The following is a 24,951-nucleotide window of genomic DNA, read 5'->3' on the forward strand; positions in this document are numbered from 1 at the left end:
GCTTAGCGGTCCACGTCAGCCATAACGAAGTCGATACTGCCCAGGTACGCAATGAGGTCGGCAACCATGCTGCCTTTGATCACCGAAGGGATCTGCTGCAGGTGCGGGTAGCTCGGGGTACGGATCCGGGTGCGGTAGCTCATGGTGCCGCCATCGCTCGTCAGGTAGTAACTGTTGATGCCCTTGGTCGCCTCGATCATCTGGAACGACTCGTTGGCCGGCATGACCGGGCCCCACGAGACTTGCAGGAAGTGCGTGATGAGGGTCTCGATGTGCTGCAGGGTGCGCTCTTTCGGTGGCGGCGTGGTCAGCGGGTGATCCGCCTTGTACGGGCCTTCCGGCATGTTGCGCAGGCACTGGTCGATGATGCGGATACTCTGGCGCATCTCCTCGACACGGACCATGCAGCGATCATAGGCATCGCCGTTGTGGGCCAGCGGTACTTCGAATTCGAAGTTCTCGTAGCCGGAGTAGGGGCGGGCTTTGCGAAGGTCGAAATCGCAACCGGTGGAGCGCAGGCCGGCTCCGGTGGTGCCCCATTCCAGGGCTTCCTTGGTGTTGTACGCGGCAACGCCAATGGTACGGCCCTTGAGGATGCTGTTCTGCAGGGCAGCCTTGGTGTACTCGTCCAGGCGCTTTGGCAGCCAGTCGACGAAGTCCTTGACCAGTTTCTCCCAGCCGCGCGGCAGGTCGTGGGCGACGCCACCGATGCGGTACCAGGCCGGGTGCAGGCGGAAACCGGTGATCGCTTCGATCACGGTGTAGGCGCGCTGGCGGTCGGTGAAGGTGAAGAACACCGGGGTCATGGCGCCCACGTCCTGGATGTAGGTACCCAGGAACAGCAGGTGGCTGGTGATGCGGAAGAACTCGGCCAGCATCACGCGAATCACGTCGACCTTCTGCGGCACCTTGATGCCTGCCAGCTTTTCCACCGCCAGTACGTACGGCAGGTTGTTCATCACCCCGCCGAGGTAGTCGATACGGTCGGTGTAGGGGATGAAGCTGTGCCAGGACTGGCGCTCGGCCATTTTCTCGGCGCCACGGTGGTGGTAGCCGATGTCCGGTACGCAGTCGACGATCTCTTCACCGTCCAGCTGCAGGACGATACGGAACGCACCGTGCGCCGAAGGGTGGTTGGGGCCGAGGTTGAGGAACATGTAGTCCTCGTTGGCGCCCTGACGCTTCATGCCCCAGGCTTCAGGGTTGAAGCGCGCCGACTCTTCTTCAAGCTGTTGCTTGGCCAGGGTCAGGCTGTAGGGGTCGAACTCGGTGGCACGGGCCGGGTAGTCCTTGCGCAGCGGGTGGCCTTCCCAGGTGGGCGGCATCATGATGCGGCTGAGGTGTGGGTGGCCGGCAAAGTCGATGCCGAACATGTCCCACACTTCGCGCTCGTACCAGTTGGCGTTTGGCCAGATACCGGTCACGGTCGGCAGGTTCAGGTCGCCTTCGCTCAGCGATACCTTGATCATCACGTCGCTGTTACGCTCGATCGACAGCAGGTGGTAGAACACGCTGAAGTCGGCGGCCGGCAGGCCACGGCGCTGGGTGCGCAGGCGTTCGTCGACGCCGTGCAGGTCGTACAGCATGCTGTAAGGCTTGGCGACACCGCGCAGGAAGCTGAGCACCTCTTTGAGCTGGGCGCGCTTGACCCACAGCACGGGCATGCCGGTGCGGGTTTCCTGGGCGACGAATGCCTCGGCGCCAAAACGGTTGTTCAGTTCGACGACCACATCCTGGTCGTCAGCCTTGTAGGGCGGAATATAAATAGCGTTGTCCGCTGTCATGGTCTCGGTCGCTTTGGGTCAACGTTAAGAATGAAGCCAGGCCGCCGGCTCCAGGGGGAGCGGGCGGCAGGTCGCTGGATCAGACTTCGTCGGGGCTGCGCAGGTTGGTTACTGCAATGCGCTGCTCACGACGCAGGTCTTTCTGGGCTGGCATCTCGGCACGGTAAATACCTTGATCACCAACAACCCAGGAGAGCGGGCGTCGTTCTTGGCCGATCGACTCCTGCAGCAGCATCAAGCCTTGCAGGAAAGCCTCAGGGCGTGGCGGGCAGCCAGGCACATAGACGTCCACGGGGAGGAACTTGTCGACCCCCTGAACGACCGAGTAGATGTCGTACATGCCACCGGAGTTGGCGCACGAACCCATGGAGATGACCCATTTCGGCTCGAGCATCTGCTCGTAGAGGCGCTGGATGATCGGCGCCATCTTGATGAAGCAGGTACCGGCGATGACCATGAAGTCGGCCTGACGCGGCGACGCCCGGATGACTTCGGCGCCGAAGCGGGCGATGTCGTGGGGTGCCGTGAAGGCCGTGGTCATTTCCACGTAGCAGCAGGACAGGCCGAAGTTGTACGGCCAGAGGGAGTTCTTGCGACCCCAGTTGACCGCGCCACGCAGCACATCTTCGAGTTTCCCCATGTAGATGTTCTTGTGGACCTGGTCCTCTAGCAGCTGATCGGTGACGGTTTCCCGTTCACCTACCGGGTACTGCTCGTTAGGCGCATCCGGATCGATTCTGGTGAGATTGTATTGCATTGCCAAAGCCTCATTGTTTCAGCTTCGCTTGCCGCTTGCGGCGACCTTCGGGAGCCCAATCAAGAGCACCGACGCGCCATAGGTAGACAAGACCTGCCAACAGAATTGCTATGAAAACGAGCGCTTCGACGAACCCGGTCCAGCCGCTTTCGCGGACGGACACAGACCATGCAAAGAGAAAGAGGGCTTCGATATCGAAGATCACGAACAGCATCGCGACCAGATAGAATTTGGCGGACAGGCGCAGGCGGGCGCTGCCGACGGGCAGCATGCCGGATTCGAAGGGTTCGTTCTTGGCGCGGCCCCAGGCCTTGCTACCGAGCAGGCTGGACAGGCCGAGCATGAAGGCGCACAGGCCGACGACACCCAGGAGGAAGATGGCAAAGCCCCAGTTGTGGGCGATGAGTCCTGCCGAATCGGACATGCTAGAGATCCTTATACAGAGACCCAGCTCTGCAGTCTGAAATAAGTAAAGCGGCGACGTGGTGTCGCAGGTGCAGTGACCAAATGTCGCAGCTGAATCAATCGCGCTGATTTTATGGGTAAAGCCGGTGCAAGTAAAATTTCTGTCGCAAATTTATTCGTAGGATTAAGAACAAAAGGCACTCGTAAATGGCTGAAAGCCTTGAAATTCGGGCATTGCGTGCGGTTTTGTTAATTATGTTTCTTGCGACTGGTAACGAATTCCAAGTTGCGTAATGATAATTAATATCATTTGACCTGATGCTATGTAATTTGGCTGTTCTGCGCCTTGTAAAGTTCCTCCGGCGATTCCCCCCTACTTGCAAATGCGAAAGACTCCTGTTCTAGCAGCTTCCGACACTGCGCGCACCGCTCTGGGTCAATACTTTATCGGTTGAGCGGTGACGGGCTGATGAAGCAATCGCCCACTGGCCGAGCCAGTAGGTGAGGATGATCAGGTACGGCGCGGCGGCGAACGGGCTGACGAAGCGGTCGATGCCGATCAGGCTGTCTGAGCTCACGAGCCGGCCGGCACCGAACACCGCCAAACCGCTGCAGGCCAAGGCGCGCCAGAGCGTGGTGTTGATGGCCGGGGCGTATATATAGAGAGCGGCGGCAGCCAGGGCGAGAATCATCAGGCCGCTTGGCAGAGGTCCTTGCTGCTGCGCTGCCTCAAGCATAGACCTGATCCTGGGTTTTGCTGGTCATGCCTTTGGATTGTAGGGGGGCATAGGTTTGGTGACAGGTATGCGGCGCCTGCGGGAGAGCGCCGCTCGCGCGACATCGCAAACCTTACGACAGGCATCATGTCGCCCTGGGCAATGGGTAGCCCCCCCAAAAAAACAAGGGCCCAGTGCTTTCACAAGCACCGGGCCTTTGTTCAACAGCAACCCACTAGCAGTGGAACTGTTCTTCCTTGTCGCCGATCGGCCCCGCTTTTGTTTCAGGCGCCGAGGCGTACCACGTAGAGGCCGTTTTTGGTATCTGTCGCAAGCTTGAGATTGCAGGCGACAAGCGGTTGACCATTGCGTTGGCAGCGGATCCATGAGGCCATCCCGCGCTCTCCGACGAAGGCCCAGCCACTGGCGCCATAATCATGGTCAGGTTTGCCGTCGCTGTTGAAGCGCAGAGTGACAAAATGGCCCTCTGATTCTGCATTTTCATAAAGCACGGTCAGGTAAATTTTCTCGGCGTTGCCGGATCTGGCGTCAAAGGACAGATCTGACGCGGAGGCCATTACCGATGGGGGCTTTTCGACAATGACGGGTCTCCCTTCATTGAAACCGTTGTTCAGCGTGCCGTCGCTGTTAAACGACATGAGCGCGGTACCCTCATCGTAAGTGTTGATGTCGGTGCGGCACGCCAGCACGAAGTGATGATTGGAGGTTGACTGCTTGAGCAGCGCAGGAAGCAGCGTGTGGCCTGGCGTATGCAGGTGCAGATAACCACCGTCGGCAAATGTCCTGTCGATCTTGGCGTGCTCATCGAGGCGGGTCACGATGACGTGGTTCTTGAAGTCTTCAGTAGGTAAGGGCGCGTACGCCGCATAAATACCATGTTCATTCAGTGCCAGTGCCCCCAGCAGTACTGGGTCGTTGCCGTGCGCAGCGCGCCAGTAGCCTGTGCCATTGAAGTCGGTAGCCAGGTCCCCCTTCAGCGTGATTGCAACAACGTGGTCGCGCGAGCGGAAGTAGAGCACTCCGTTCCGTATGCCCGCGCCGTCGTTGTCGTGGGAAGACGAACTGCTGTACTTGCTGGGCGATGCCAAATCGGTCGGCCAGGCCTTGGTTGTGGAGCTGACCGAAGGATAAATCCGATAGGGCTTCCCGTCCTCGCCAAAACTGGTGTCGGGCTTTCCATTGGCGTGCAAGCGAACGACGATGGGGTGATATGAATTCGGGGCGTCGTTGTAGTCGCCTACCACAAATATTCGCCCAGCTTCATCCGTAATGATCTCAGACAGCAAGACCCGCAGGGCACCTTCATATTCGATCGTTGTGACACCTTGCGAACCGAATTCGGGGTCAAGCGTACCGCCAGGCTCAAGGCATAGCAGCTTGAGGGCTGTCGCGTTTCGGGGCGCCGAGGAAATAAGTGTTTTTTGAGTTGATTCGATTATCGCGATCGGGCCGAGATGGTCGTACTTTGGGTGCGAAAAACGGCCTTGCGACGCATACGCTGGGTCCAGCTCGCCAGCGTTGAGGATGGTTGGCATGATGCGACTCCTGTTTGGGGGAGTCGCTAGCCTCTCAGAAGGTGTGGGGCTGAAAAACTGGCAATAATACTAGGTTCTGCATGAGAGGAACCCATTAGCCCTGGCTGTTTTCCGTGGTCTTTGCGGAGAAAGCATGGCCCTGATCATGGATTTCGCTATGGCTTGTATCGACAGGCATTGGCAAAACAAAAGCCCGGAGCTTTCTCAAGCCCCGGGCTTTTGTTCAATCGCAACCCACTATCAGTGGAACTGCTCTTCCTCGGTCGAACCGGTCAGGGCAGTGACCGACGATGCGCCACCCTGGATCACGGTGGTCATGTCGTCGAAGTAACCAGTACCCACTTCCTGCTGGTGCGCCACGAAGGTGTAGCCTTTGCTAGCGTCAGCGAATTCCTGCTCTTGCAGCTTCACGTAGGCGGTCATGTCGTTGCGGGCGTAATCATGCGCCAGGTTGAACATGCCGTGCCACATGTTGTGGATGCCCGCCAGGGTGATGAACTGGTGCTTGTAGCCCATGGCCGACAGCTCGCGCTGGAACTTGGCGATGGTGGCGTCGTCCAGGTTCTTCTTCCAGTTGAAGGAAGGCGAGCAGTTGTACGACAGGATCTGGTCCGGATACTCCTTCTTGATCGCTTCGGCGAAGCGACGGGCTTCGTCCAGGTCCGGCTTGGCGGTTTCGCACCAGATCAGGTCGGCATATGGCGCGTAGGCCAGGCCGCGGGAGATGGCCTGGTCGAGGCCGGCGCGGACCTTGTAGAAGCCTTCACGGGTACGCTCGCCAATCACGAACGGCTGATCGTACGGGTCGCAGTCGCTGGTCAGCAGGTCGGCGGCGTTGGCGTCGGTACGGGCCAGGATGATGGTCGGTACGCCCGACACGTCAGCTGCCAGGCGCGCGGCCACAAGCTTCTGTACGGCTTCCTGGGTTGGTACCAGCACCTTGCCGCCCATGTGGCCGCATTTTTTAACCGACGCCAGCTGGTCTTCGAAGTGCACGCCAGCGGCGCCTGCTTCGATCATGTTCTTCATCAGCTCGTAGGCGTTCAATACGCCACCGAAACCGGCTTCGGCGTCTGCCACGATCGGCGCGAAGTAGTCGATGTAGCCTTCGTCGCCCGGGTTCTTGCCGGCTTTCCACTGGATCTGGTCGGCGCGGCGGAACGAGTTGTTGATGCGCTTGACCACGGTCGGTACCGAGTCAACCGGGTACAGCGACTGGTCAGGGTACATGGACTCGGCCGAGTTGTTGTCGGCGGCAACCTGCCAGCCGGACAGGTAGATGGCCTGGATGCCAGCCTTTACCTGCTGTACTGCCTGGCCGCCGGTCAGGGCGCCCATGCAGTTGACGAAATCTTTTTCTGGGCGGAAGGACGGGTGGGCACCTTGGGTGACCAGCTTCCACAGTTTTTCTGCACCTTGGCGGGCCAGGGTGTGCTCTGGCTGAAGGGAGCCACGCAGGCGAACGACATCAGCGGCGGTGTAGGTACGGGTCACGCCTTTCCAGCGCGGGTTCTCGGCCCAGTCTTTCTCGAGGGCTGCAATTTGCTGTTCGCGTGTCAGTGCCATGGAAATAAACCTCGTCGCATCGATCTTGGGTTAATTGTGCTGATGCTCGGGTGCAGATCAGGGCGCTTGGCGGCTGTCCTGTTCGCAGGAGTGCGGCGGCGAACGCGAAGGCTCGAAGGGGGAAGGGTGGGCAGGCCAGGCGAAGGTGTGCTCCGGCAGGTCGGCTCGTGGTTGCCTTGCTGCGGTGCTACGCGATTGCCAGTACTGCGGTGATGCGCTTCCGTCCCTCGGGACAACTTCTTCGTTGCAGTCGCAATCCCGTCGAACCGCCTTGTGGGCCGTATAGACACGAGGCGCCTCCAGGGGTGGGAGGAGCACGCCTCGAAGGCCCTTGCCAGGGCCCCTGATTAGCGGGAGCGAGGCCATCATGCCCTTGGGAAAAAGACCCTGTCAAATGTTTTGTAGTGGTTTTTTTCGCTTACTACATCTTTGGTCTAATGCGACTTGGCGGTCAGTTTCTAGGCCTTTGGTCGAGGCCTTGAGTTGCCTGGGTTCACTCGAGAAGGTCGACTTTTACCCGCAAAGTCATGTTTTCACCGCGCTGGGTGCTGTAACTGCGGCTTGACGCGCTGCGGTCGGCTTGGCTCTGCTGGTTGTAGCCGGCCAGGGTGATCCATTCGCCGAGCTTGCCGGTGATTGTCGTGTCGGTGCTTTGCACTTTCACTACATCTGCACGTTCCTGGCTGATACGGTCATTATTGGTGCTTATTTGCAGACGAACCGTGTCACCACTCAAGCTTGGCGTGACATAGAAACCTTGGGTCACATTGCGGTATTCGGTGTTGCTCTGGATGCGCCCGTAGCCGTCGGTGCTGGTGCTGGTGATCGGGATGCTCTGGCCCACCTGAATGAGCGCAGGCTGGCCTTCGCTGGCCTGCACCTGCTGCATGCCGCCGTCGCGGTTGCTGGTGCCGTAGTGGATGACGCGTGCGTTGCCGCGGTTGTCCTGGAAGTTGCTGTCGTTGTTGTCGACACTGATCAGCAGGCGCTTGGGAGCGGTGTCCAGTTGTTGCAGCAAGGCGCGCAGGTCGCCGATGCGCTCGGGGCTGGCGTTGACGATCAGCTTGTTCTCGAAAGCGCTGACCGTGCCGTCGTTGCCGATGAATGCCTGCGCGGCAGGCAGTAGTTCGGCGCTGGTGCGGTGCTGCAGCGGCACCACTTCGGTGGCGGCCTGGGCGGCGAGGCTGGCAAGCAGCAGCAGGAAAGTGAAAAGGGGGCGTAGCGGCATGTCCATGATCTCCGCAGGTGGAATCAACATGATGGCAAATTTGCTGGCCTCCTGCCGGATCTGGATCACGCCCGCGCTGTTCAGAAGGTCGTATTATCCTGATTTATCTTGTAGGCTATAAATTATAGTAGGCAAGATAATTGAGGATAATGACATGGCTCCTGTTCGCCCGCTCCTGCGCCGTGATCAACTGGCCAACGCTTTGGCCCAAGACCTGGCAGGCGAGTCGCTGATCGATTACAGCGCTGGCATGTTCCTGGCCGCGCCCCGGCGCACGGGCAAGAGCACCTTCCTCAACAATGACCTTATACCGGAATGCGTACGGCGCGGCTGGCGACCGGTTTACGTGGACCTGTGGTCGGACCGCGACGCGGCCCCGGCGCAGCTCATCAGTGGCGCCATCGGCACTGCGCTGGCCAGTTTCGAAGGTGCGCTGGCCAGGACCGCGAAAAAGGCTGGTATTGAAAAAATAAACCTGCTGCGCACCCTGAGCTGGGATTTCACCCGCCCGCAACTGCCTGCGGGTACTACCTTGGCGCAGGCACTTTCCGTGTTGCATCAAGTGTCAGGGCAGATGGTAGTGCTGATCATCGACGAGGCTCAGCACGCCCTTAACAGCGAAGATGGCCTCAATGCGATGTTCGCGCTGAAAGCTGCACGTGACCACCTCAACCGTGGCGACCGTCCGGATGGCTTGCGCCTGGTGTTCACCGGCTCCAGCCGCGACAAGCTGGCCAACCTGGTACTTAAGAGCAAGCAGCCGTTCTTTGGTGCCACCATCACGCCCTTCCCATTACTGGGGCGTGAATATGTCGAATTCATCACGGGCTTGTGGAACCGGCGCCTGGCCGATAGCAATCAGTTCAAGGTAGAGGACCTGGCGTACGCTTTCGAGCTGGTGGGCCGTCGCCCGGAAATGCTCAACAAGCTGTTGGCCGAAGTCAGCGTCGGCCTCGGTGAAGCGGCCAACTTGGGCGATCTGCTGCGCACTGGGGCACTCAACCATCAGGCTGGTGTCTGGAGTGACTACGAAAGTGCCTGGAACGAGCTTTCGCCGTTGCAGCAGGCGGTGCTTGAGGTAATGGCCGAGCGCACGCTAGGCCGACATCCGTTCTCGCCGTTCACAGAGCAGACCTTGATCGACATCAGACGCAAGCTGGAGCAGGCCCAGGCAGAAGTCAACGCCAATACGCCTAACGTACAGAAGGCCCTCGATGCCCTGCGCGACAAGGAGCTGGTGTGGAAGGCCAATCGTGGCGAGTACGCGCTGGAGGATGCTTCCATGGCTGAATGGCTTGCCCGCGACAAGGCAGTTGCTGGCCGCAGCTGAACCTTTGAGTTGTCCCGCCAGTCGCACTCAGAGGGAGTGCATGGGGTGATCGCATGAGGGGTGGCCTGTTCTTGCTGTTGTGGCTTTGTAGCCTTGGTGCAGAGGCAGCAGCTGATGTGCTGCGCATCAAGCAACTGCAGCGTTGCGGCGACCTGCTGGGCGAAGGCGGGCAGCAATGGTGCCTGCGTGCCGAGGGGCTCGGTGCAGATGTGCCCAAGGTATGGCTGGGCGGTGTGCGACTGCCAACAGCCGATATCGAACGCAAAGGTGACCGGCTTATCCTGAACCTGGCGAAACAAGCCCAGCGCAGCGCGCCCTTGTGGCTGGAATACGGTGGCCGCACCAGCAACCCGATATGGCTGACCCGCCAGCGCAGTCATGTTGTTGCCGCAGGGCCTGATGAAGTGGCGAAGAACATGGATGGGCTGACTACCTATGTCGACCTGGTCAGCCTGTTGATCGAAGAAAAACACGACGGCTTTGGCGAGGCCCGGCGCATTGCCGGGAAATACGGCGCCCAGGTTGTCGGTGCCATACCACCGCTGAATGTCTACCAGCTGCGTTTGCCGGTGGACGACCTGGTGCAGCGTGACGCGATGATCCTGCGCATGGGCAGTGAGGTCAGCGTGGATGCCGTGATTCTCGAGGAGTCCGCCCCGGAGCGTGGGGAAGAGGGCAGCGGGCGCGACAGCCGCGCCATTGACCAGGCAGACGAATGGGCCGCCAACCGCTTCATGGACGCGCTGTATTTCTACCAGCGACGGATTGGCGCTTCGCGCTTGCCGGTGCAGCCCGTGCGGGTCGGGGTCATCGAGCGCGAAGTGGACTTTGACGCCCCGGGGTTCAGCCAATACCGAGGCGGCTGCGAACAGGGTCAGACGTGCCTGTTCGCTCGCGACGGTGATCGCCCGACAAGCCACGGCAGCCATGTCGCAGGCATTCTCGCCGCGCAGGGTGAGGGTTTTTTACCGGGGCTGGGCAAGCACAGCCCTGGCTTCGAGGTGATTGTAGAGCGCAACTCGGATGCAGGTATCACCGCCAACATCGCTGCATCGGTGAACCTGGTCGAGGATGGCGTGCGGGTGCTGAACTGGAGCTGGGGCATCCACAGGGTCGGCGCACGCGATGTCAACGGTGATGAGGTCGATTCGCTGGTGCGTTCCGGGCTGGCGATGAGTGGCTACGAGGAGTTGCTTGAGGAGTTCTTCCTCTGGCTGCGCAAAGAGCACCCGGACGTGGTGGTGGTGAATTCGGCGGGCAACGGTGCGTCGTGGTCAGGTACCGATGAATACCGCCTGCCGTCGTCGTTCATTACCGAACAACTGCTGGTGGTGGGCGGGCACCAGCGCAGCGACAAGGCGACGGCGGTCGAAGCCCCCGACCATGTGCGCAAGCGCCACAGTTCCAACATCGACATGCGCGTGGATGTCAGTGCTGCTGCCTGCATACGCCCGGCGGCGGCCGCGGCTGCGCATTGCGGCACCTCGTACGCGACACCCCTGGTGACTGCCACCGTGGCAGCGATGCTGTCGATCAACCCGGCCCTCACCCCGGAACAGGTCCGCATGCTGTTGCGGCGCAGTGCCCTGACCCTGGGCACCGAGCAGGATTTCGAGGCGATGGATGCCGAAGACCTGACGGCGCCGATCCTGCCTTCGGAGCGTGGTGGGCGCCTGAACCACCCCGACCTGGGGCGTTCGGCGCGCCTGGACATGCAGCGCGCGCTGGACCTGGCAGTGCAGAGCCGGGAGCGGGTGCGCTGAACGGTGGCCGCTGTCAGACAAATTCCGTAACATCGCGCCCCTCGTTTTTGTAACGTCCGCCCGGACTGCCTCACAGGAAGCCCATGAAGCCCGCCCGATTACGCGCCGACCTGCTCGCCGGCCTGACCACCTCGTTCGCCCTTGTGCCCGAGTGCATCGCCTTTGCCCTTGTGGCTCACCTCAATCCGCTGATGGGTCTGTATGGCGCTTTCATCATCTGCACCCTTACGGCGCTGTTTGGCGGTCGACCGGGGATGATTTCCGGCGCTGCCGGCTCGATGGCGGTGGTGATCGTTGCGCTGGTGGTGCAGCACGGCGCGCAGTATCTGCTGGCCACGGTGCTGCTGGGTGGCGTGGTGATGATCCTGTTCGGCCTGCTACGGCTGGGCAAGCTGGTACGGCTGGTGCCGTACCCGGTCATGCTCGGCTTCGTCAATGGCTTGGCCATCGTCATCGCCATGGCGCAGCTTGAGCACTTCAAGGCGGGTGAGCACTGGCTCAGCGGCGCGCCGCTGTACCTGATGATCGGCCTGGTGGCACTGACCATGGCCGTGGTCTACGTGCTGCCGAAACTTACACGTGCGGTACCGCCAGCGCTGGTGGCGATCCTGGGCGTTGGCCTGCTGGTGTACCTCCTCGGCCTGCCCACCCGCACTTTGGGCGACATGGCGCACATCGCCGGTGGCCTGCCGGGGCTGGCACTGCCGGATGTGCCCTGGAACCTGGAAACCCTGAAGATCATCGCCCCCTACGCCGTGCTGATGGCCATGGTTGGCCTGCTGGAAACCTTGCTCACCCTCAACCTGACCGATGAAGTGACCGAGAGCCGTGGCTTCCCGGACCGCGAGTGCGTGGCACTGGGCGCGGCGAACATGGTCTCGGGCCTGTGCGGTGGCATGGGCGGTTGCGCAATGATCGGCCAGACGGTGATCAACCTCAGCTCCAATGGTCGCGGCCGGCTGTCCGGGGTAGTGGCCGGGGTGATGATCTTGCTGTTCGTGTTGTTCCTGTCGCCGCTGATCGAGCGTATTCCGCTGGCGGCGCTGGTCGGGGTGATGTTCGTGGTAGCCCAGCAGACCTTTGCCTGGGCGTCGCTGCGGGTGCTGCACAAGGTGCCGGTGAACGATGTGCTGGCAATCATTGCAGTGACCGTTGTGACAGTGTTTACCGACCTGGCCATGGCGGTGCTGTTCGGCATCATCATCGCGGCGCTCAACTTTGCCTGGCAGCATGCGCGGGAGCTGTACGCCGACAGCCATGAGGACGCCGACGGCGGCAAGCGCTATCAGGTGCATGGCACGCTGTTCTTTGCCTCGACCGCGTCATTCCTCAACCAGTTCGACCCGGCCCAGGACCCGACCCAGGTCACGCTGGATTGCCAGCATTTGAGCTTTGTCGACTATTCGGCGGTTGCGGCGCTCAAGACCCTGCGTGAGCGGTATGCCAAGGCGGGCAAGCATTTGCGCGTGGTGCATTTGTCAGAGCGGTGCAAAAAGCTGTTGAAGCGGGCTGGCGAACAGCACTGAGCCTGGTTGTCACCCGTGCCGGCCTCTTCGCGGGCGTGCCCGCGAAGAGGCCGGCACAGGCGAATGAATCATTCCCCGCGGTTCTTCTTGACGATGCCATCGGCGATGCTCGCCGGTGCCTCGGCATAGCGGGTGAACTCCATCGAGAAGCTGGCCCGGCCCTGGGTCATCGAACGCATCGAGGTGGCGTAGCCGAACATCTCGCCCAACGGCACCTCGGCACGGATTACCTTGCCGGCCGGTGTTTCGTCACCGTCCTGAATCATCCCGCGGCGCCGGCTGAGGTCGCCCAGAATGTCGCCCTGGTATTCCTCCGGCGTCACCACCTCCACTTTCATCACCGGTTCCAGCAACACCGCGCCGCCTTTCTGCGACAGCTGCTTGGTGGCCATTGAAGCCGCGATCTTGTAGGCCATTTCGTTGGAGTCGACATCGTGGTACGAACCGTCAAATACGGCGGCCTTGAGGCTGATCAGCGGGTAGCCGGCAAGCACGCCGTTCTTCATCTGCTCTTCGATACCCTTCTGGATCGCCGGGATGTACTCGCGCGGTACCACCCCGCCGACAATCTCGTTGATGAACTCCAGGCCCTCCTTGCCTTCGTCGCCAGGGGCGAAACGGATCCAGCAATGGCCATACTGGCCACGGCCGCCCGACTGGCGCACAAAGCGCCCCTCGATTTCGCAGGTGTTGCGGATTTTTTCCCGGTAGGCCACCTGCGGCTTGCCGATGTTGGCTTCGACGTTGAACTCGCGGCGCATGCGGTCGACGATGATGTCCAGGTGCAACTCGCCCATGCCCGAGATGATGGTCTGGCCGGTTTCTTCGTCGGTACGCACGCGGAATGACGGGTCTTCCTGGGCCAGCTTGCCCAGGGCGATGCCCATTTTTTCCTGGTCGGCCTTGGTCTTGGGCTCCACGGCCACGGAAATCACCGGGTCAGGGAAGTCCATGCGTTCGAGGATGATCGGTTTGTCCATGTCGCACAGGGTGTCGCCGGTGGTCACGTCCTTCATGCCGATCAGCGCGGCGATGTCGCCGGCGCACACGTCCTTGATTTCGGCACGCTGGTTGGCATGCATCTGCACCATGCGGCCGATGCGTTCCTTCTTGCCTTTGACCGAGTTGAGTACCGCGTTGCCTGAGCTGAGCACGCCGGAATAAACGCGAGCAAAGGTGAGTGTGCCGACGAACGGGTCGGTGGCAATCTTGAAAGCCAGGGCCGAGAACGGCTCCTTGTCGTCGGCGTGCCGTTCCAGGTGCTTTTCTTCATCGTCCGGGTCGGTGCCGCGGATGGCGGGAATTTCCGACGGGGCGGGCAGGTAGTCGATTACCGCATCGAGCATCAGCGGTACGCCCTTGTTCTTGAAAGAGGACCCGAGGATGGTCGGCACGATTTCGTTGGCGATGGTGCGTTTGCGCAACCCGGCCTTGATCTCTTCGATGCTCAGTTCTTCGCCTTCAAGAAACTTGTTGAGCAGTTCGTCATTAGCCTCGGCGGCTGCTTCTATCATGTGCGCGCGCCATTCGTCGGCAAGCGTCTGCAGTTCGGCGGGTATATCTTCTTCACGGTAGCTGGTGCCGTGGTCAGCGTCGTTCCAGTAGATGGCTTTCATCTTCACCAGGTCGATCTGGCCGATGAAGTTCTCCTCGCTGCCGATGGCCAGCTGGATCGGTACCGGGTGGTGCCCCAGGCGTTTGTCGATCTGCTTGACCACACGCAGGAAGTCGGCACCCTGGCGGTCCATCTTGTTGATGTAGGCCAGGCGTGGCACATGGTATTTGTTGGCCTGGCGCCAAACCGTCTCGGACTGTGGCTCTACCCCGTCAGCACCGCTGAACACCACCACCGCGCCATCGAGCACGCGCAACGAGCGCTCCACCTCGATGGTGAAGTCGACGTGGCCGGGGGTGTCGATGATGTTGAAGCGGTACTTGTGCTCAAACTGCTTGGTCGAGCCTTGCCAGAACGCCGTGGTCGCCGCCGAGGTGATGGTGATGCCGCGTTCCTGCTCCTGGGCCATCCAGTCCATGGTCGCCGCGCCATCGTGCACCTCGCCCATCTTGTGGTTGACCCCGGTGTAGAACAGGATCCGCTCGGTAGTGGTGGTCTTGCCGGCGTCCACGTGGGCGACGATGCCAATATTGCGGTACAGCTCGATGGGCGTTGTGCGGGCCATGGCGGACTACCTGCGAATGGGCGGATTCCACCACGTTAGCAGACCGGTGGAATCCTGCCCTGCCGCCGGGCCGTCAGTCGGCCTGGGCTTGCAGCATCCACTGGCCATCCACTTCACGGGCCAGGCCGCTGGCCGTCAGTAGCGCCAGCAGACGCGAGTGCAGGGCGGCTTCGGTGAAGGTCTTGAGGGTGGCCAGGTCCAGTGTGCCGACCAGGTTGAGGTCGGCCTTGGTGTACGACAGCCATGCCTTTTTCAGTACCTGGGCAACATCGCTGCCGGAGGTGCTGGCGAAGCGGCGGTGCCATTGGCGGCTGTCGAAGGTAAAGGTGTGGGCGTGGCTGTAGGTGCTTTCGTCGCCACCTTCGGTGCAGCGATGGCAACGGCACGGGCCTTCGCCGAAGGCGTTGCGCAGGTAGCTGTTGAAGTCCACGACGGGCTTGAGGGACAGGCGTTTGTCGACATCGAACAGGTCGGCGATCAGGGGTTCTTCGGCGCTCACTCGGGATCCTCGTGTGGTGTGGCGTGCATCGGCGGGCACCCTAACAGATCGGGGCATTCAGATCACCTGTAGAGACAACGGAGACCGCCTGCCGTACTCTACGCGCCCTTACGCCTACACACCCACTGAGGTAACCCCGCTTGAGCACCAAGTACCCGTACACCGCCACCGTGACCATCAGCGCCGAAGACCGTGGCGGAGATACCGAAGCTTCGGAAAACCCCAGCATGCGCGTGGGCCTGGAAGCGGTGACCGAAACCCTGAAGAAGGTGCATTTCGTCGGTACGCTCGCGGCACCTGAAAAGCCGGCCACGCACATCTGCGTGACCCTGGAGAACGGCCTGACCTACTACGGCCCGATCGTCAACGGCCACGCCGAACTCGAAGGCGGCTGGATCGCCTTCGAATCCGACATGCTAACCCCCGAAGAACTGGGCCTGTAAGCCTCAGTTCAGCTCCACCAGGCACTGCTCGAGGATATCCAGCCCTTCCTCGAGCACCTCGGCTTCGATGGTCAACGGGGCCAGCAGGCGGATGATGTGCCGCGCCTTGCCGCTGGGCATCAGCAGCAAGCCCTTGGCCCGCGCCGACTCCATTACCTTGGCCAGTTGCGCCGGCGCCGGGCTGCCGTCGGCATTGACGAATTCGATGCCGCGCATGGCGCCCACGCCCGTCAGGCGGCCGATGTACGGGCTCAGGCCCGACGCCTTCCAGCGCTGGTGGCGGCTGACGATGGCCTGCTCCTGGCGCTCACCCCAGGTGGCGATGTTCTCGTCGGTCATCTGCGCCAGGCTGGCCAGCGCCGCCGCACAGGCAATCGGGTTACCCGAATAGGTGCCACCGAGGCCGCCCTTGGGCAGTGCTGCCATCAGTTCCTTGCGCCCGACCACCGCACCCAGCGGCATGCCGCCGGCGATGCTTTTGGCCAGCAGCAGCAGGTCGGGCTCGAGCCCTAAGCGCGGGAAGGCGAAGCGCTGGCCGGTGCGGCCGAAGCCGGACTGGATCTCGTCGATGATGATCAGGATGCCGTGTTGGTCGCAGAAGCGGCGCAAGGCTTGGGCGAAGGCGGGGTCGAGGGCGAGGAAGCCGCCTTCGCCCTGCACCGGCTCGAAGATGAATGCTGCCACGTCTTCCACGGCCAGTTCGACGCTGAACAGGCGTTCCATGGCCTTGAGTGCCTGCTCGCAGGTAACCCCGGTATCCACGCCAGGGTAGGGCAGGTGGTACACCGGCCCAGGCAACTCGCCCACCCGTTGCTTGTAAGGGGCCACCTTGCCGTTGAGGTTCAGGGTGGCCAGGGTGCGGCCATGGAAACCGCCGTCGAAGGCAATGATGGCGCGCTTGCCTGTAGCACCGCGGGCAACTTTCAGGGCGTTTTCTGCCGCTTCCGCACCGCTGTTGGTGAGCATGCCGGCCAACGGGTAGCTGACCGGTACGAACTGGCTCAGCTGTTCCATCAGCGCCAGGTACGGGCCATGGGGCGCGGCGTTGAAGGCATAGTGGGTCAGGCGGGTGGCCTGGGCCTGGATTGCTTCGACCACGGCGGGGTTGCAGTGGCCCAGGTTGAGCACGCCGATACCGCCGACAAAGTCGATGTAACGTTTGCCGTCGGTGTCCCAGACTTCGGCATTGCGGCCATGAGAAAGTGTGATCGGGTGAACGATGGCGATGGATTGGCTGATACTTTCCTGGTTCATGGGCACGCGGGACCTTTGTTCAAGTTTCTTATTATCCAAACGTGTTGAGGGGTTATTCCGCAAACGAATTATTCGATTGCGGTCATTCCCTGAATTCGTGAACTGGCCGGCACAGGTCAAATCAGTCGCCCTCAGCCACCCGCTCGCGAATCCACTGCACAAAGGCCCTGATCTTGGGCACTTCGGCGGCATGCTCGGCATGGGCAATGAAGTGCCGGCCATTGCTTGCCACCGGGTGGTCCAGGGCCACCACCAGCTTGCCCTCGCTCAGTTCCTCGGCCACCAGGTAGCGCGGAATCAGGGCGATACCGCAGCCGGCAATCGCTGCGCGAATGCACAGGTAGAACGTGTCGAAACGCGGCCCGTGGTAGCTGTTCTGGCTGTGCAGCCCCAACCCCAGGAACCATTCATGCCAGGCCTCCGGCCGCGACACGCACTGCAACAGGCGGTGCTCGGTCAGCGCCTGGGCGCTTTCAAAGGGGTGGTTGGCCAGCAACTGCGGGCTGCACACCGGCACCACTTCTTCGCTGAACAGCTCGATGCAGGTTGCCCCAGGCCAAGTGCCCTGGCCGAAGAAAAAGGCCACGTCGGCCTTGGCCTGCACCAGGTCGAATGGCTCCAGTTCGTTGCGCACATCCAGGTGGATACGTGGGTAGCGGTCGCCGAAACCCTTGAGTTTGGGCACTAGCCAGCGCGCACCAAAGGTGGGCTGGGTGGCGATGCGCAGCACCTCTGTTTCGTCGCCGTAGCTGAGGATGTAGCGGCTGGAAATATCGATCTGGGTGAGGATCTTGTTCACTTCGGTGAGGTACAGCGCGCCGGCCGGGGTCAGGTGCAGGCGCCGGCGAATGCGCTGGAACAGCGAGTGCGAGAGCATGTCTTCGAGCTGCGCGACCTGCTTGCTGACGGCGCTCTGGGTCAGGTGCAGTTCCTGGGCCGCGCGGGTGAAGCTGAGGTGGCGGGCGGCCGCTTCGAAGCACTGAAGGGCGGTGGTCGAAGGCATCAGGCGTTTGGACATGACAGGCAAATACCGAGCAAAAAAGGAAGGAGTTCATTCCAAAGCGGAATCATGTGGTTCGAAAAGGTCGTTTGTTGACCCCGGCCTATAGATTAATACTGACCTGGATCAACGATTACAACCGGTCATGTGAAGAGGAGGTCTGTACCCGCTTCCGGCATCTGCAAAACAACAAAAACGACTATCAGAAATTTACAAGAATTCTGCTCCGACCTTCAGCCGCCTCAAAGCGGCCGACCCATTCGAGGGTTCTTCATGGCTTCGCAAGACAACAAGAAACAGCGTTCCCTGCAGCACGGCCTGACCTCCCGTCAGGTTTCCATGATCTCCATTGCCGGCATCATCGGCGCCGGCCTGTTCATCGGCTCGTCGAACGCCATCGCCACGGCCGGCCCGGCCATCCTCATTTCCTACGCCATGACCGGCCTGCTGGTATTGCTGGTGATGCGCATGCTGGGCGAAATGGCCATCGCCAACCCTAACAGCGGCTCGTTCTCCACCTATGCCTCCGAGGCCATCGGCCCTTGGGCAGGCTTTACCATCGGCTGGTTGTACTGGTGGTTCTGGGTGCTGATCATTCCGGTCGAGGCGATTGCCGGCGCCGACATCCTGCATGCTTACTTCCCAGGCGTACCGTCCTGGTTGTTCGCCTTCCTCATCATGCTGGTGCTGTCGGGTACCAACCTGATCAGCGTGAAGAACTTCGGCGCCTTCGAGTACTGGTTCGCGCTGGTCAAGGTGGTGGCGATCATTGCCTTCATCGTGGTCTGCAGCCTGGCGGTATTCGGCTTCTGGCCGCTGGCCCAGGTGTCCGGGGTCAGCCGGCTGTGGGAAAACGGCGGCTTCATGCCCAACGGGTTCGGCACTGTGCTCGGTGGCGTGCTGATCACCATCTTCTCGTTCTTCGGCGCCGAAATCGTCACCATTGCCGCTGACGAAACCGCCAACCCGAAAGACAAGATCCGCCGTGCCACCAACCTGGTGGTGTACCGCATTGCCATCTTCTACCTGGCGTCGATCTTCCTGGTGGTGTCGCTGGTAGCCTGGAACGACCCCGCGCTGAAAGCGGTCGGTTCGTTCCAGCGCGTGCTGGAAGTGCTGAACGTGCCGGGCGCCAAGCTGCTGGTCGACCTGGTGGTACTGGTGGCGGTGACCAGCTGCATGAACTCGGGCTTGTACACCGCGTCACGCATGCTCTATTCGCTGGGCGCCCGCGGCCAGGCACTGAGCATGACCAAGCGTATCTCCGGTTCGGGCGTGCCAACCGTGGCGGTCATCTTCTCGACGCTGGCCGGTTTTGCCGGGTGCCTGGTCAACTATGTGTTCCCTGGTAAGGTCTTCGGCTTCTTGCTGTCCACCACCGGCGCCATCGCCTTGCTGGTGTACCTGGTGATTGCCGTGTCGCAGCTGCGCATGCGTGCCCGCGCCGACCGTGAAGGGCGCCCGCTGGAGCTGAAGATGTGGCTGTTCCCATGGCTGACCTGGTTGGTGATCGGCACCATCGTCATGGTGCTGGGCTACATGCTGTTCAGCGATGCCTACCGCTATGAAACGCTGATGACCGCTGGGGTGACTGCGTTCATCCTGCTGGTTTCGCTGACCCAGCGGCATGCCAAGGTGGTTGCCCAGACGGCCTGATGTATCTGCTTTAATGGGGGCGTTGCGCGCCCCCATTCCAACAAGCACAGGAAGCGTATGACTGACCACCCACTTTCCCTTCAGGCCCTCGCGGCGCCGGAAGGCACCTGCTACGGCTGCGGTTGTTCCCACCCCAGTGGCCTGCACCTGCAAAGTCACTGGGACACCGATGGCATCCACCTGGTATGCCGCCATGCACCCGACAGCACCTTTATCGGCTGGCCTGGCCTGGTCTACGGTGGCCTGCTGGCGATGCTCGTCGATTGCCATTCCAACTGGACGGCCATGGCCTACCACTACCGCAACGAAGGCCGCGAGCCGGGTAGCCTGCCGCGTATCGACTGCGTTACCGGCACACTCAACCTGACCTACCTGAAACCCACGCCGATGGGCGTCGAGCTTTTGCTCAAGGCCCGAGTGGAAGGGGAAGTGGGGCGCAAGTGCCGGGTGCTTTGCGAAGTCTGGGCCGAGGATGTGCTGACCGTGACCGCCGACTCGGTGTTCGTCCGTGTCGATACCGAAAAGCTCAAGCTCAAGGCCCACGGCCAGGCTTGAGTGACCCGGGCTGATGAGTGGTCGGTGATGGTCAGCGGCCGGGGATGTCTCTAGAGTGACAGGTCCATTCCCCAGGCAAGGTTGATCATGACCGATCTCAGTGCTTTCCCTGTTACCCGCAAGTGGCCCGCCAAACACCCCGAACGCCTGCAGCTGTATTCGCTGCCGACGCCCAACGGCGTCAAGGTGTCGATCATGCTCGAAGAAATCGGCCTGGCCTACGAGGCTCACAAGGTCAGCTTCGACAACGATGACCAGCTGAGCCCTGAATTCATCTCGCTCAGCGCCAACAACAAGATACCGGCCATCCTGGACCCCGACGGCCCGGGCGGGCAGCCGTTGCCGCTGTTTGAGTCAGGGGCGATCTTGCAGTACCTGGCGGAGAAAAGTGGGCAACTGCTCAGCCAGGAGCCTGCTCAGCGTTACCAGACCCTGCAGTGGCTGATGTTCCAGATGGGCGGCATAGGGCCGATGTTCGGCCAGGTCGGGTTCTTCCATTTCTTTGCTGGCAAGGACTATGAAGACAAGCGCCCGCGTGACCGCTATGTCAACGAATCCAAGCGGCTGCTGGGTGTGCTGGATCGGCACTTGAAAGGTCGGGAGTGGATGGCTGACCAATACAGCATCGCCGACATTGCTATCTTCCCTTGGGTGCGGAACCTGGTGGAACGCTACAACGCCCGGGAGTTGGTGGGCTTTGACCAGTTCAAGGAAGTGCAGCGGGTGCTGGCGACGTTCCTCGAACGGCCGGCGGTGCAGCGCGGCCTGAAAATCCCGAGCTGATAACGCCGAACCAGTCACGTACACCGATCCCTGTAGGAGCGGCCTTGTGCCGCGAAAGGGCCGCAAAGCGGCCCCGGGATTTCAGCAAAATGCACAAAATGCCGGGGCCGCTTTGCGGCCCTTTCGCGGCACAAGGCCGCTCCTACAGAGGGCGTAGTACAGGTTAGAAAATGTGGCTCAGCAGCCAGTACAGGCTGCCAGCCAACAGCATCGCTGCCGGCAAGGTCAGCACCCAGGCCATCAGCAGGTTAATCAACGTGCGCCTCTGAATCCCTGAGCCATTCGCCACCATGGTCCCCGCCACCCCCGAGCTCAGCACGTGGGTGGTCGAAACCGGCAACCCGAACATGTCAGCTGCGCCAATGGTGCACATGGCAACGACCTCCGCCGAGGCGCCTTGGGCATAGCTCAGGTGGGTCTTGCCGATCTTCTCCCCCACGGTCACCACGATGCGCCGCCAGCCAACCATGGTCCCCAGCCCCAGCGCGATGGCCACGGCCACCTTGACCCATAGGGGAATGTAGCGGGTGGCGTCGTCCAGTTGGGTCTTGAATAGTTGGACATGGCTGCGGGTGTCGGCGTCGAATGCCACTAAACGGTTTTTCTCGATCAGGCGAATGGCTTCGCTGGTCAGGTACATGTCATTGCGTACGTTGGCCATGGCTTCGGCGGGTATGCGCTTGAGCGAGCCGTAGCCTTTGACCTCTTCACCGATCATCCCGGTCAGCGCGGCCAGCGCCGGTACCAGTTGCGGGCTGGCCTTGGGTTCGCCAATGAATGCGGTCAGCGTCTGGCGTGGGTCGGCCGGAGGCGCTTGCGGATTGCTGCGCACCAGTGCCTGGCGGGTTACTTCGGCAACTGCGGAAAACTGCAGGGCCTGTTCATTGGGCATGGTCTTGTTCAACGCATACGCCATTGGCAGGGTGCCGACCAGAATCAACATGATCAGGCCCATGCCTTTCTGGCCGTCGTTGGAACCATGAGCGAAGGACACCCCGGTGCACGTCAGGATCAGTACGCCACGAATCCACCATGGCGGCGGTGTCTGGCCTTGCGGCGCCTGGTATAGCGCTTGACGCTTCACCAGGGCTCGAAGGGCGAGCAACAACAAGGCGGCGCAGGCAAAGCCGATCAGGGGGGAGAACAGCAAGGCGTAGCCCACCTTGCTGGCCTGGGCCCAGTCCACGCCGCTGGTGCCGTCACGCCCATGCATCAGGGCATTGGCCACACCCACACCGATGATCGAGCCGATCAGGGTGTGCGAGGATGACGCCGGCAGCCCCAGCCACCAGGTACCGAGGTTCCAGATGATCGCCGCCAGCAGCAGGGCAAAAACCATTGCAAAGCCGGCCGAGGAGCCCACCTGTAGAATCAGTTCCACCGGCAGCAGGGCGATGATGCCGAATGCCACCGCGCCACTGGAGAGCAGCACGCCGAGGAAGTTGCACAGCCCGGACCACACCACTGCGACCGGTGCCGGCAGCGCGTTGGTGTAGATCACGGTGGCCACCGCGTTTGCGGTGTCGTGGAAGCCATTGACGAATTCGAAGCCCAGGGCAATCAGCAGTGCCATGCCCAACAGCAGAAACGGCGTGACTGTGGTGATCACCGTGCCGCTGGCGTTTACATCCTGCTTCAGGCTCCAGGCGGTGTAGGCGATGCCGGCCAGCAGCAGGCCGAAGAACAACACGAGGGTGGCGCGCCCAGGCTTGTGGGCAAGCTGCGGGCGGGCGTCGCGCTGGGCCAGGTGCGGCTGGCTGGCCAGTGACGGGGTTGCCATGATGGCTCCGGTTGGCGTTGGGCAAGTTGCCGAAGGCCTTGAGCATAGAAACAATTCGTAACCCGACCGTGACCTCGATCAATGAATTATCTAGGCTCAAGACGGACGGTAAAAGCAGGAGAAACCCATGATCCGCTGCAAGCGTGTCTACGATGCGGTCACGGGCGACGATGGCCAGCGAGTGCTGGTCGACCGCCTGTGGCCGCGCAACCTGCGCAAGGAAGACCTGCACGGGCAGTGGTTGCGCGAAGTGGCACCCTCCAATGAATTGCGCAAGGCGTTTCACCAAGGGGCAGTCGACTTTGCCGGTTTTACCCAGCGCTACCAACGAGAGCTCGCCGCTCACCCCGAGTATTGGTATCCGCTGCTGGACCTCGCCGGGAAGGGCCCTCTGACCCTGCTTTATGCAGGCAAGGACACCGAGCACAACAATGCCCGAGTGCTGGCCGATTGGTTGGAAAGCGAACTGGACCGGCATGGGCCTGGCAGTTCACCCGTGTGCTATGCCCAATGAGCGATGTGGTAATGCCCCTGCAACTGATTCCCGCCAACGACAATCACCGTACGTTCGCCCGCGACCTCACGCGGCGCGCCATGCTGCCGTATTACCGTGAATTTGACCTGCTCTGGATCGAGGACGCCTTCGACCAGGCTTGGGGTTGGCGCGAGCAGTGGCTGGTCAGGGAAGGCGACAGTCTGTTGGGTTTCTGCAGCCTCAGCCAGGACCGCCAGGCGCTGTTTATCCGCGAGTTGCACCTGTTGCCCGAGCACCGCGGGCGCGGTGTCGGCAGCTGGGTATTGGAAGAGCTGGCGCTGTGGGCCAGCCAGCGGCGCCTGCCGTTGCTGAGGCTGATGGTGTTTCGCAGCAACCCGGCGCGCCTGTTGTACCAGCGCCACGGTTTTGTCGAAATGGGTGAGGACGGGTGCTTTGTGCGCATGCAACGTACGATCGGCTAGTGGCGCAATGATGGCTTGTCTCCACCGAAGCGCAGCGGCATAGTGAACCCAGGCGCTCACGGTCGCCCGCAGACGGGGCGGCAGTGGATGAGCGTGATCAGGGATAAGGAGAAGCCCACAATGAACGGGATTGGTCCGCGGCTGCGGGAAGAGCGTGAGCGCCTGGGCATGACCCAGCGCGTGTTTGGCGATATCGGTGGGGTCGAGCCCAATGCCCAGGGCAAGTACGAAAGCGGCGAGCGTACGCCACGGGTCGATTACCTGGCAGCCCTCGCGGTCAGGGGGGTGGATGCACTGTACGTGCTTAGCGGCATCCGCACGCCGGCCCCGCTGGAGGGCCTGAGCACGGATGAGTCGGGGCTGCTGGGCGCCTTCCGGCAATTGCCCATCGACGACCAGGCGGCCATCTGGCACCTGCTGGGCCGCTTGAGCAGCGATAGAAAACCCAGGCAAACAGTGAGGCCTGTCACTGTTGAGCGTCAGGCGTTTCTTACAGAAGCAATGCGTTAGACCCGTTTGGAAAAATTTTGTTAAGGTGGCGGGATCCAATCGCCCTGTTGACGAGGTGTGTGCTTGATTAGGGTCTTAGTGGTCGACGATCACGATCTGGTACGAACCGGTATCACCCGCATGCTGGCCGACATCGATGGCCTGCAGGTGGTGGGTGAGGGGGACTCGGGCGAGTCCGCGCTCAAGCTGGCCCGTGAGCTGAAACCGGACGTGGTGCTGATGGACGTGAAAATGCCCGGCATCGGCGGCCTGGAGGCCACCCGCAAATTGCTGCGCAGCCACCCGGACATCAAGGTAGTGGCCGTGACCGTGTGCGAGGAAGACCCGTTCCCCACGCGCCTGTTGCAGGCCGGTGCGGCCGGTTACCTGACCAAAGGCGCAGGCCTTGACGAAATGGTCCAGGCCATCCGCCTGGCGTTTGCCGGCCAGCGCTACATCAGCCCGCAAATCGCCCAGCAGCTGGCGCTGAAACCGTTCCAGCCGCAGGGGTCACCGTTCGACACATTGTCGGAGCGGGAAATCCAGATTGCCCTGATGATTGTCGGCTGCCAAAAAGTGCAGATCATCTCTGACAAGTTGTGCCTCTCGCCCAAGACCGTCAATACTTACCGTTATCGGATCTTTGAAAAACTCTCGGTCACCAGCGACGTCGAACTGACCTTGCTGGCCGTTCGCCACGGTATGGTCGACGCAAGCCTGTAAA

The 24,951-nt window shown here is 61.5% G+C and carries 22 protein-coding genes and 1 pseudogene; 11 read left to right on the forward strand and 12 right to left on the reverse strand.

Features of this window, described 5'->3' with window-relative positions:
- Positions 1-2: 2 nt before the first annotated feature.
- From nuoC to SB765_RS11120, 7 genes and pseudogenes are all read right to left on the reverse strand, one after another.
- Positions 3-1,784 (reverse strand): NADH-quinone oxidoreductase subunit C/D, encoded by a 1,782-nt coding sequence (gene nuoC, locus SB765_RS11090; RefSeq protein ID WP_019470487.1) that lies wholly within the window; start codon positions 1,782-1,784, stop codon positions 3-5.
- Positions 1,785-1,863: 79 nt separating this feature from the next.
- Positions 1,864-2,541 (reverse strand): NuoB/complex I 20 kDa subunit family protein, encoded by a 678-nt coding sequence (locus tag SB765_RS11095; RefSeq protein ID WP_012313769.1) that lies wholly within the window; start codon positions 2,539-2,541, stop codon positions 1,864-1,866.
- A 10-nt stretch (positions 2,542-2,551) separates the two neighbouring features.
- Positions 2,552-2,965, reverse strand: coding sequence for an NADH-quinone oxidoreductase subunit A (locus tag SB765_RS11100; protein WP_003251427.1), 414 nt, complete (start codon positions 2,963-2,965; stop codon positions 2,552-2,554).
- A gap of 382 nt (positions 2,966-3,347) precedes the next feature.
- A pseudogene (locus SB765_RS11105) lies at positions 3,348-3,605 on the reverse strand (lysoplasmalogenase family protein); the annotation flags it as partial.
- A gap of 341 nt (positions 3,606-3,946) precedes the next feature.
- Positions 3,947-5,218, reverse strand: coding sequence for a delta-60 repeat domain-containing protein (locus tag SB765_RS11110; RefSeq protein WP_410910026.1), 1,272 nt, complete (start codon positions 5,216-5,218; stop codon positions 3,947-3,949).
- Positions 5,219-5,458: 240 nt separating this feature from the next.
- The gene (aceA, locus tag SB765_RS11115) at positions 5,459-6,784 is read right to left on the reverse strand and encodes an isocitrate lyase (RefSeq protein WP_012273289.1); all 1,326 of its coding nucleotides are present in this window, start codon (positions 6,782-6,784) and stop codon (positions 5,459-5,461) included.
- A 493-nt stretch (positions 6,785-7,277) separates the two neighbouring features.
- A complete protein-coding gene (locus tag SB765_RS11120) occupies positions 7,278-8,042 on the reverse strand; it encodes a secretin N-terminal domain-containing protein (RefSeq protein ID WP_341796301.1) in 765 nt (254 codons plus the stop codon).
- Positions 8,043-8,166: 124 nt separating this feature from the next.
- Between SB765_RS11120 and SB765_RS11125 the strand changes: the two genes are divergently transcribed.
- The 3 genes from SB765_RS11125 to SB765_RS11135 all read left to right on the forward strand — a co-directional run bounded on the left by SB765_RS11125 (position 8,167) and on the right by SB765_RS11135 (position 12,631).
- Positions 8,167-9,342 carry a hypothetical protein gene (locus SB765_RS11125; RefSeq protein WP_341796300.1) on the forward strand — a complete coding sequence of 392 codons (1,176 nt, stop codon included), beginning with the start codon at positions 8,167-8,169 and terminating at the stop codon, positions 9,340-9,342.
- Positions 9,343-9,395: 53 nt separating this feature from the next.
- Positions 9,396-11,105, forward strand: a complete 1,710-nt coding sequence (locus SB765_RS11130) for a S8/S53 family peptidase (protein ID WP_410931318.1) — start codon at positions 9,396-9,398, stop codon at positions 11,103-11,105.
- Between the two features lie 83 nt (positions 11,106-11,188).
- Positions 11,189-12,631 carry a SulP family inorganic anion transporter gene (locus SB765_RS11135; protein WP_410931319.1) on the forward strand — a complete coding sequence of 481 codons (1,443 nt, stop codon included), beginning with the start codon at positions 11,189-11,191 and terminating at the stop codon, positions 12,629-12,631.
- 68 nt (positions 12,632-12,699) lie between these two features.
- Here the strand turns inward: SB765_RS11135 and fusA are convergent, their stop codons facing one another.
- Both fusA and SB765_RS11145 read right to left on the reverse strand, forming a co-directional pair.
- Positions 12,700-14,811, reverse strand: coding sequence for an elongation factor G (fusA, locus tag SB765_RS11140; protein WP_341796296.1), 2,112 nt, complete (start codon positions 14,809-14,811; stop codon positions 12,700-12,702).
- A 73-nt stretch (positions 14,812-14,884) separates the two neighbouring features.
- The gene (locus SB765_RS11145) at positions 14,885-15,310 is read right to left on the reverse strand and encodes a hypothetical protein (protein ID WP_341796295.1); all 426 of its coding nucleotides are present in this window, start codon (positions 15,308-15,310) and stop codon (positions 14,885-14,887) included.
- A 140-nt stretch (positions 15,311-15,450) separates the two neighbouring features.
- On the opposite strand from SB765_RS11145, the gene SB765_RS11150 reads away from it, so the two are divergent.
- Positions 15,451-15,753, forward strand: a complete 303-nt coding sequence (locus SB765_RS11150; RefSeq protein WP_266032199.1) for a hypothetical protein — start codon at positions 15,451-15,453, stop codon at positions 15,751-15,753.
- A gap of 3 nt (positions 15,754-15,756) precedes the next feature.
- On the opposite strand, the gene SB765_RS11155 is transcribed toward SB765_RS11150, so the two are convergent.
- Together SB765_RS11155 and gcvA are read right to left on the reverse strand one after the other, a co-directional pair.
- Positions 15,757-17,007 (reverse strand): aspartate aminotransferase family protein, encoded by a 1,251-nt coding sequence (locus SB765_RS11155; protein ID WP_341796294.1) that lies wholly within the window; start codon positions 17,005-17,007, stop codon positions 15,757-15,759.
- A 121-nt stretch (positions 17,008-17,128) separates the two neighbouring features.
- On the reverse strand, positions 17,129-18,025 hold the full coding sequence (gcvA, locus tag SB765_RS11160) for a transcriptional regulator GcvA (protein ID WP_341796293.1): 897 nt from the start codon (positions 18,023-18,025) through the stop codon (positions 17,129-17,131).
- Between the two features lie 255 nt (positions 18,026-18,280).
- On the opposite strand from gcvA, the gene SB765_RS11165 reads away from it, so the two are divergent.
- The 3 genes from SB765_RS11165 to SB765_RS11175 all read left to right on the forward strand — a co-directional run bounded on the left by SB765_RS11165 (position 18,281) and on the right by SB765_RS11175 (position 21,001).
- Entirely contained in the window at positions 18,281-19,663 is a 1,383-nt protein-coding gene (locus SB765_RS11165) for an amino acid permease (RefSeq protein ID WP_410931320.1), read from the forward strand.
- Positions 19,664-19,720: 57 nt separating this feature from the next.
- On the forward strand, positions 19,721-20,218 hold the full coding sequence (locus SB765_RS11170) for a PaaI family thioesterase (RefSeq protein WP_410931321.1): 498 nt from the start codon (positions 19,721-19,723) through the stop codon (positions 20,216-20,218).
- A gap of 87 nt (positions 20,219-20,305) precedes the next feature.
- Positions 20,306-21,001, forward strand: a complete 696-nt coding sequence (locus tag SB765_RS11175; protein ID WP_341796291.1) for a glutathione S-transferase N-terminal domain-containing protein — start codon at positions 20,306-20,308, stop codon at positions 20,999-21,001.
- A 163-nt stretch (positions 21,002-21,164) separates the two neighbouring features.
- Here the strand turns inward: SB765_RS11175 and SB765_RS11180 are convergent, their stop codons facing one another.
- Complete coding sequence (locus SB765_RS11180) at positions 21,165-22,781, reverse strand: inorganic phosphate transporter (protein ID WP_410931322.1); 1,617 nt, start codon at positions 22,779-22,781, stop codon at positions 21,165-21,167.
- A gap of 127 nt (positions 22,782-22,908) precedes the next feature.
- Here SB765_RS11180 and SB765_RS11185 point away from each other — a divergent pair, with 127 nt between their 5' ends.
- The 4 genes from SB765_RS11185 to uvrY all read left to right on the forward strand — a co-directional run bounded on the left by SB765_RS11185 (position 22,909) and on the right by uvrY (position 24,950).
- Positions 22,909-23,295 (forward strand): DUF488 domain-containing protein, encoded by a 387-nt coding sequence (locus SB765_RS11185; protein ID WP_341796289.1) that lies wholly within the window; start codon positions 22,909-22,911, stop codon positions 23,293-23,295.
- An 11-nt stretch (positions 23,296-23,306) separates the two neighbouring features.
- Positions 23,307-23,738, forward strand: coding sequence for a GNAT family N-acetyltransferase (locus tag SB765_RS11190; RefSeq protein WP_341796288.1), 432 nt, complete (start codon positions 23,307-23,309; stop codon positions 23,736-23,738).
- Between the two features lie 120 nt (positions 23,739-23,858).
- Complete coding sequence (locus SB765_RS11195; RefSeq protein WP_049276675.1) at positions 23,859-24,248, forward strand: helix-turn-helix domain-containing protein; 390 nt, start codon at positions 23,859-23,861, stop codon at positions 24,246-24,248.
- 63 nt (positions 24,249-24,311) lie between these two features.
- Positions 24,312-24,950: a UvrY/SirA/GacA family response regulator transcription factor gene (uvrY, locus tag SB765_RS11200; RefSeq protein ID WP_023047491.1), complete on the forward strand. Its 639-nt coding sequence runs from the start codon at positions 24,312-24,314 to the stop codon at positions 24,948-24,950.
- The last annotated feature ends 1 nt before the right edge of the window (position 24,951 follow it).

The organism is Pseudomonas sp. SIMBA_067, assembly GCF_046534675.1.
GTDB lineage: Bacteria > Pseudomonadota > Gammaproteobacteria > Pseudomonadales > Pseudomonadaceae > Aquipseudomonas > Aquipseudomonas putida.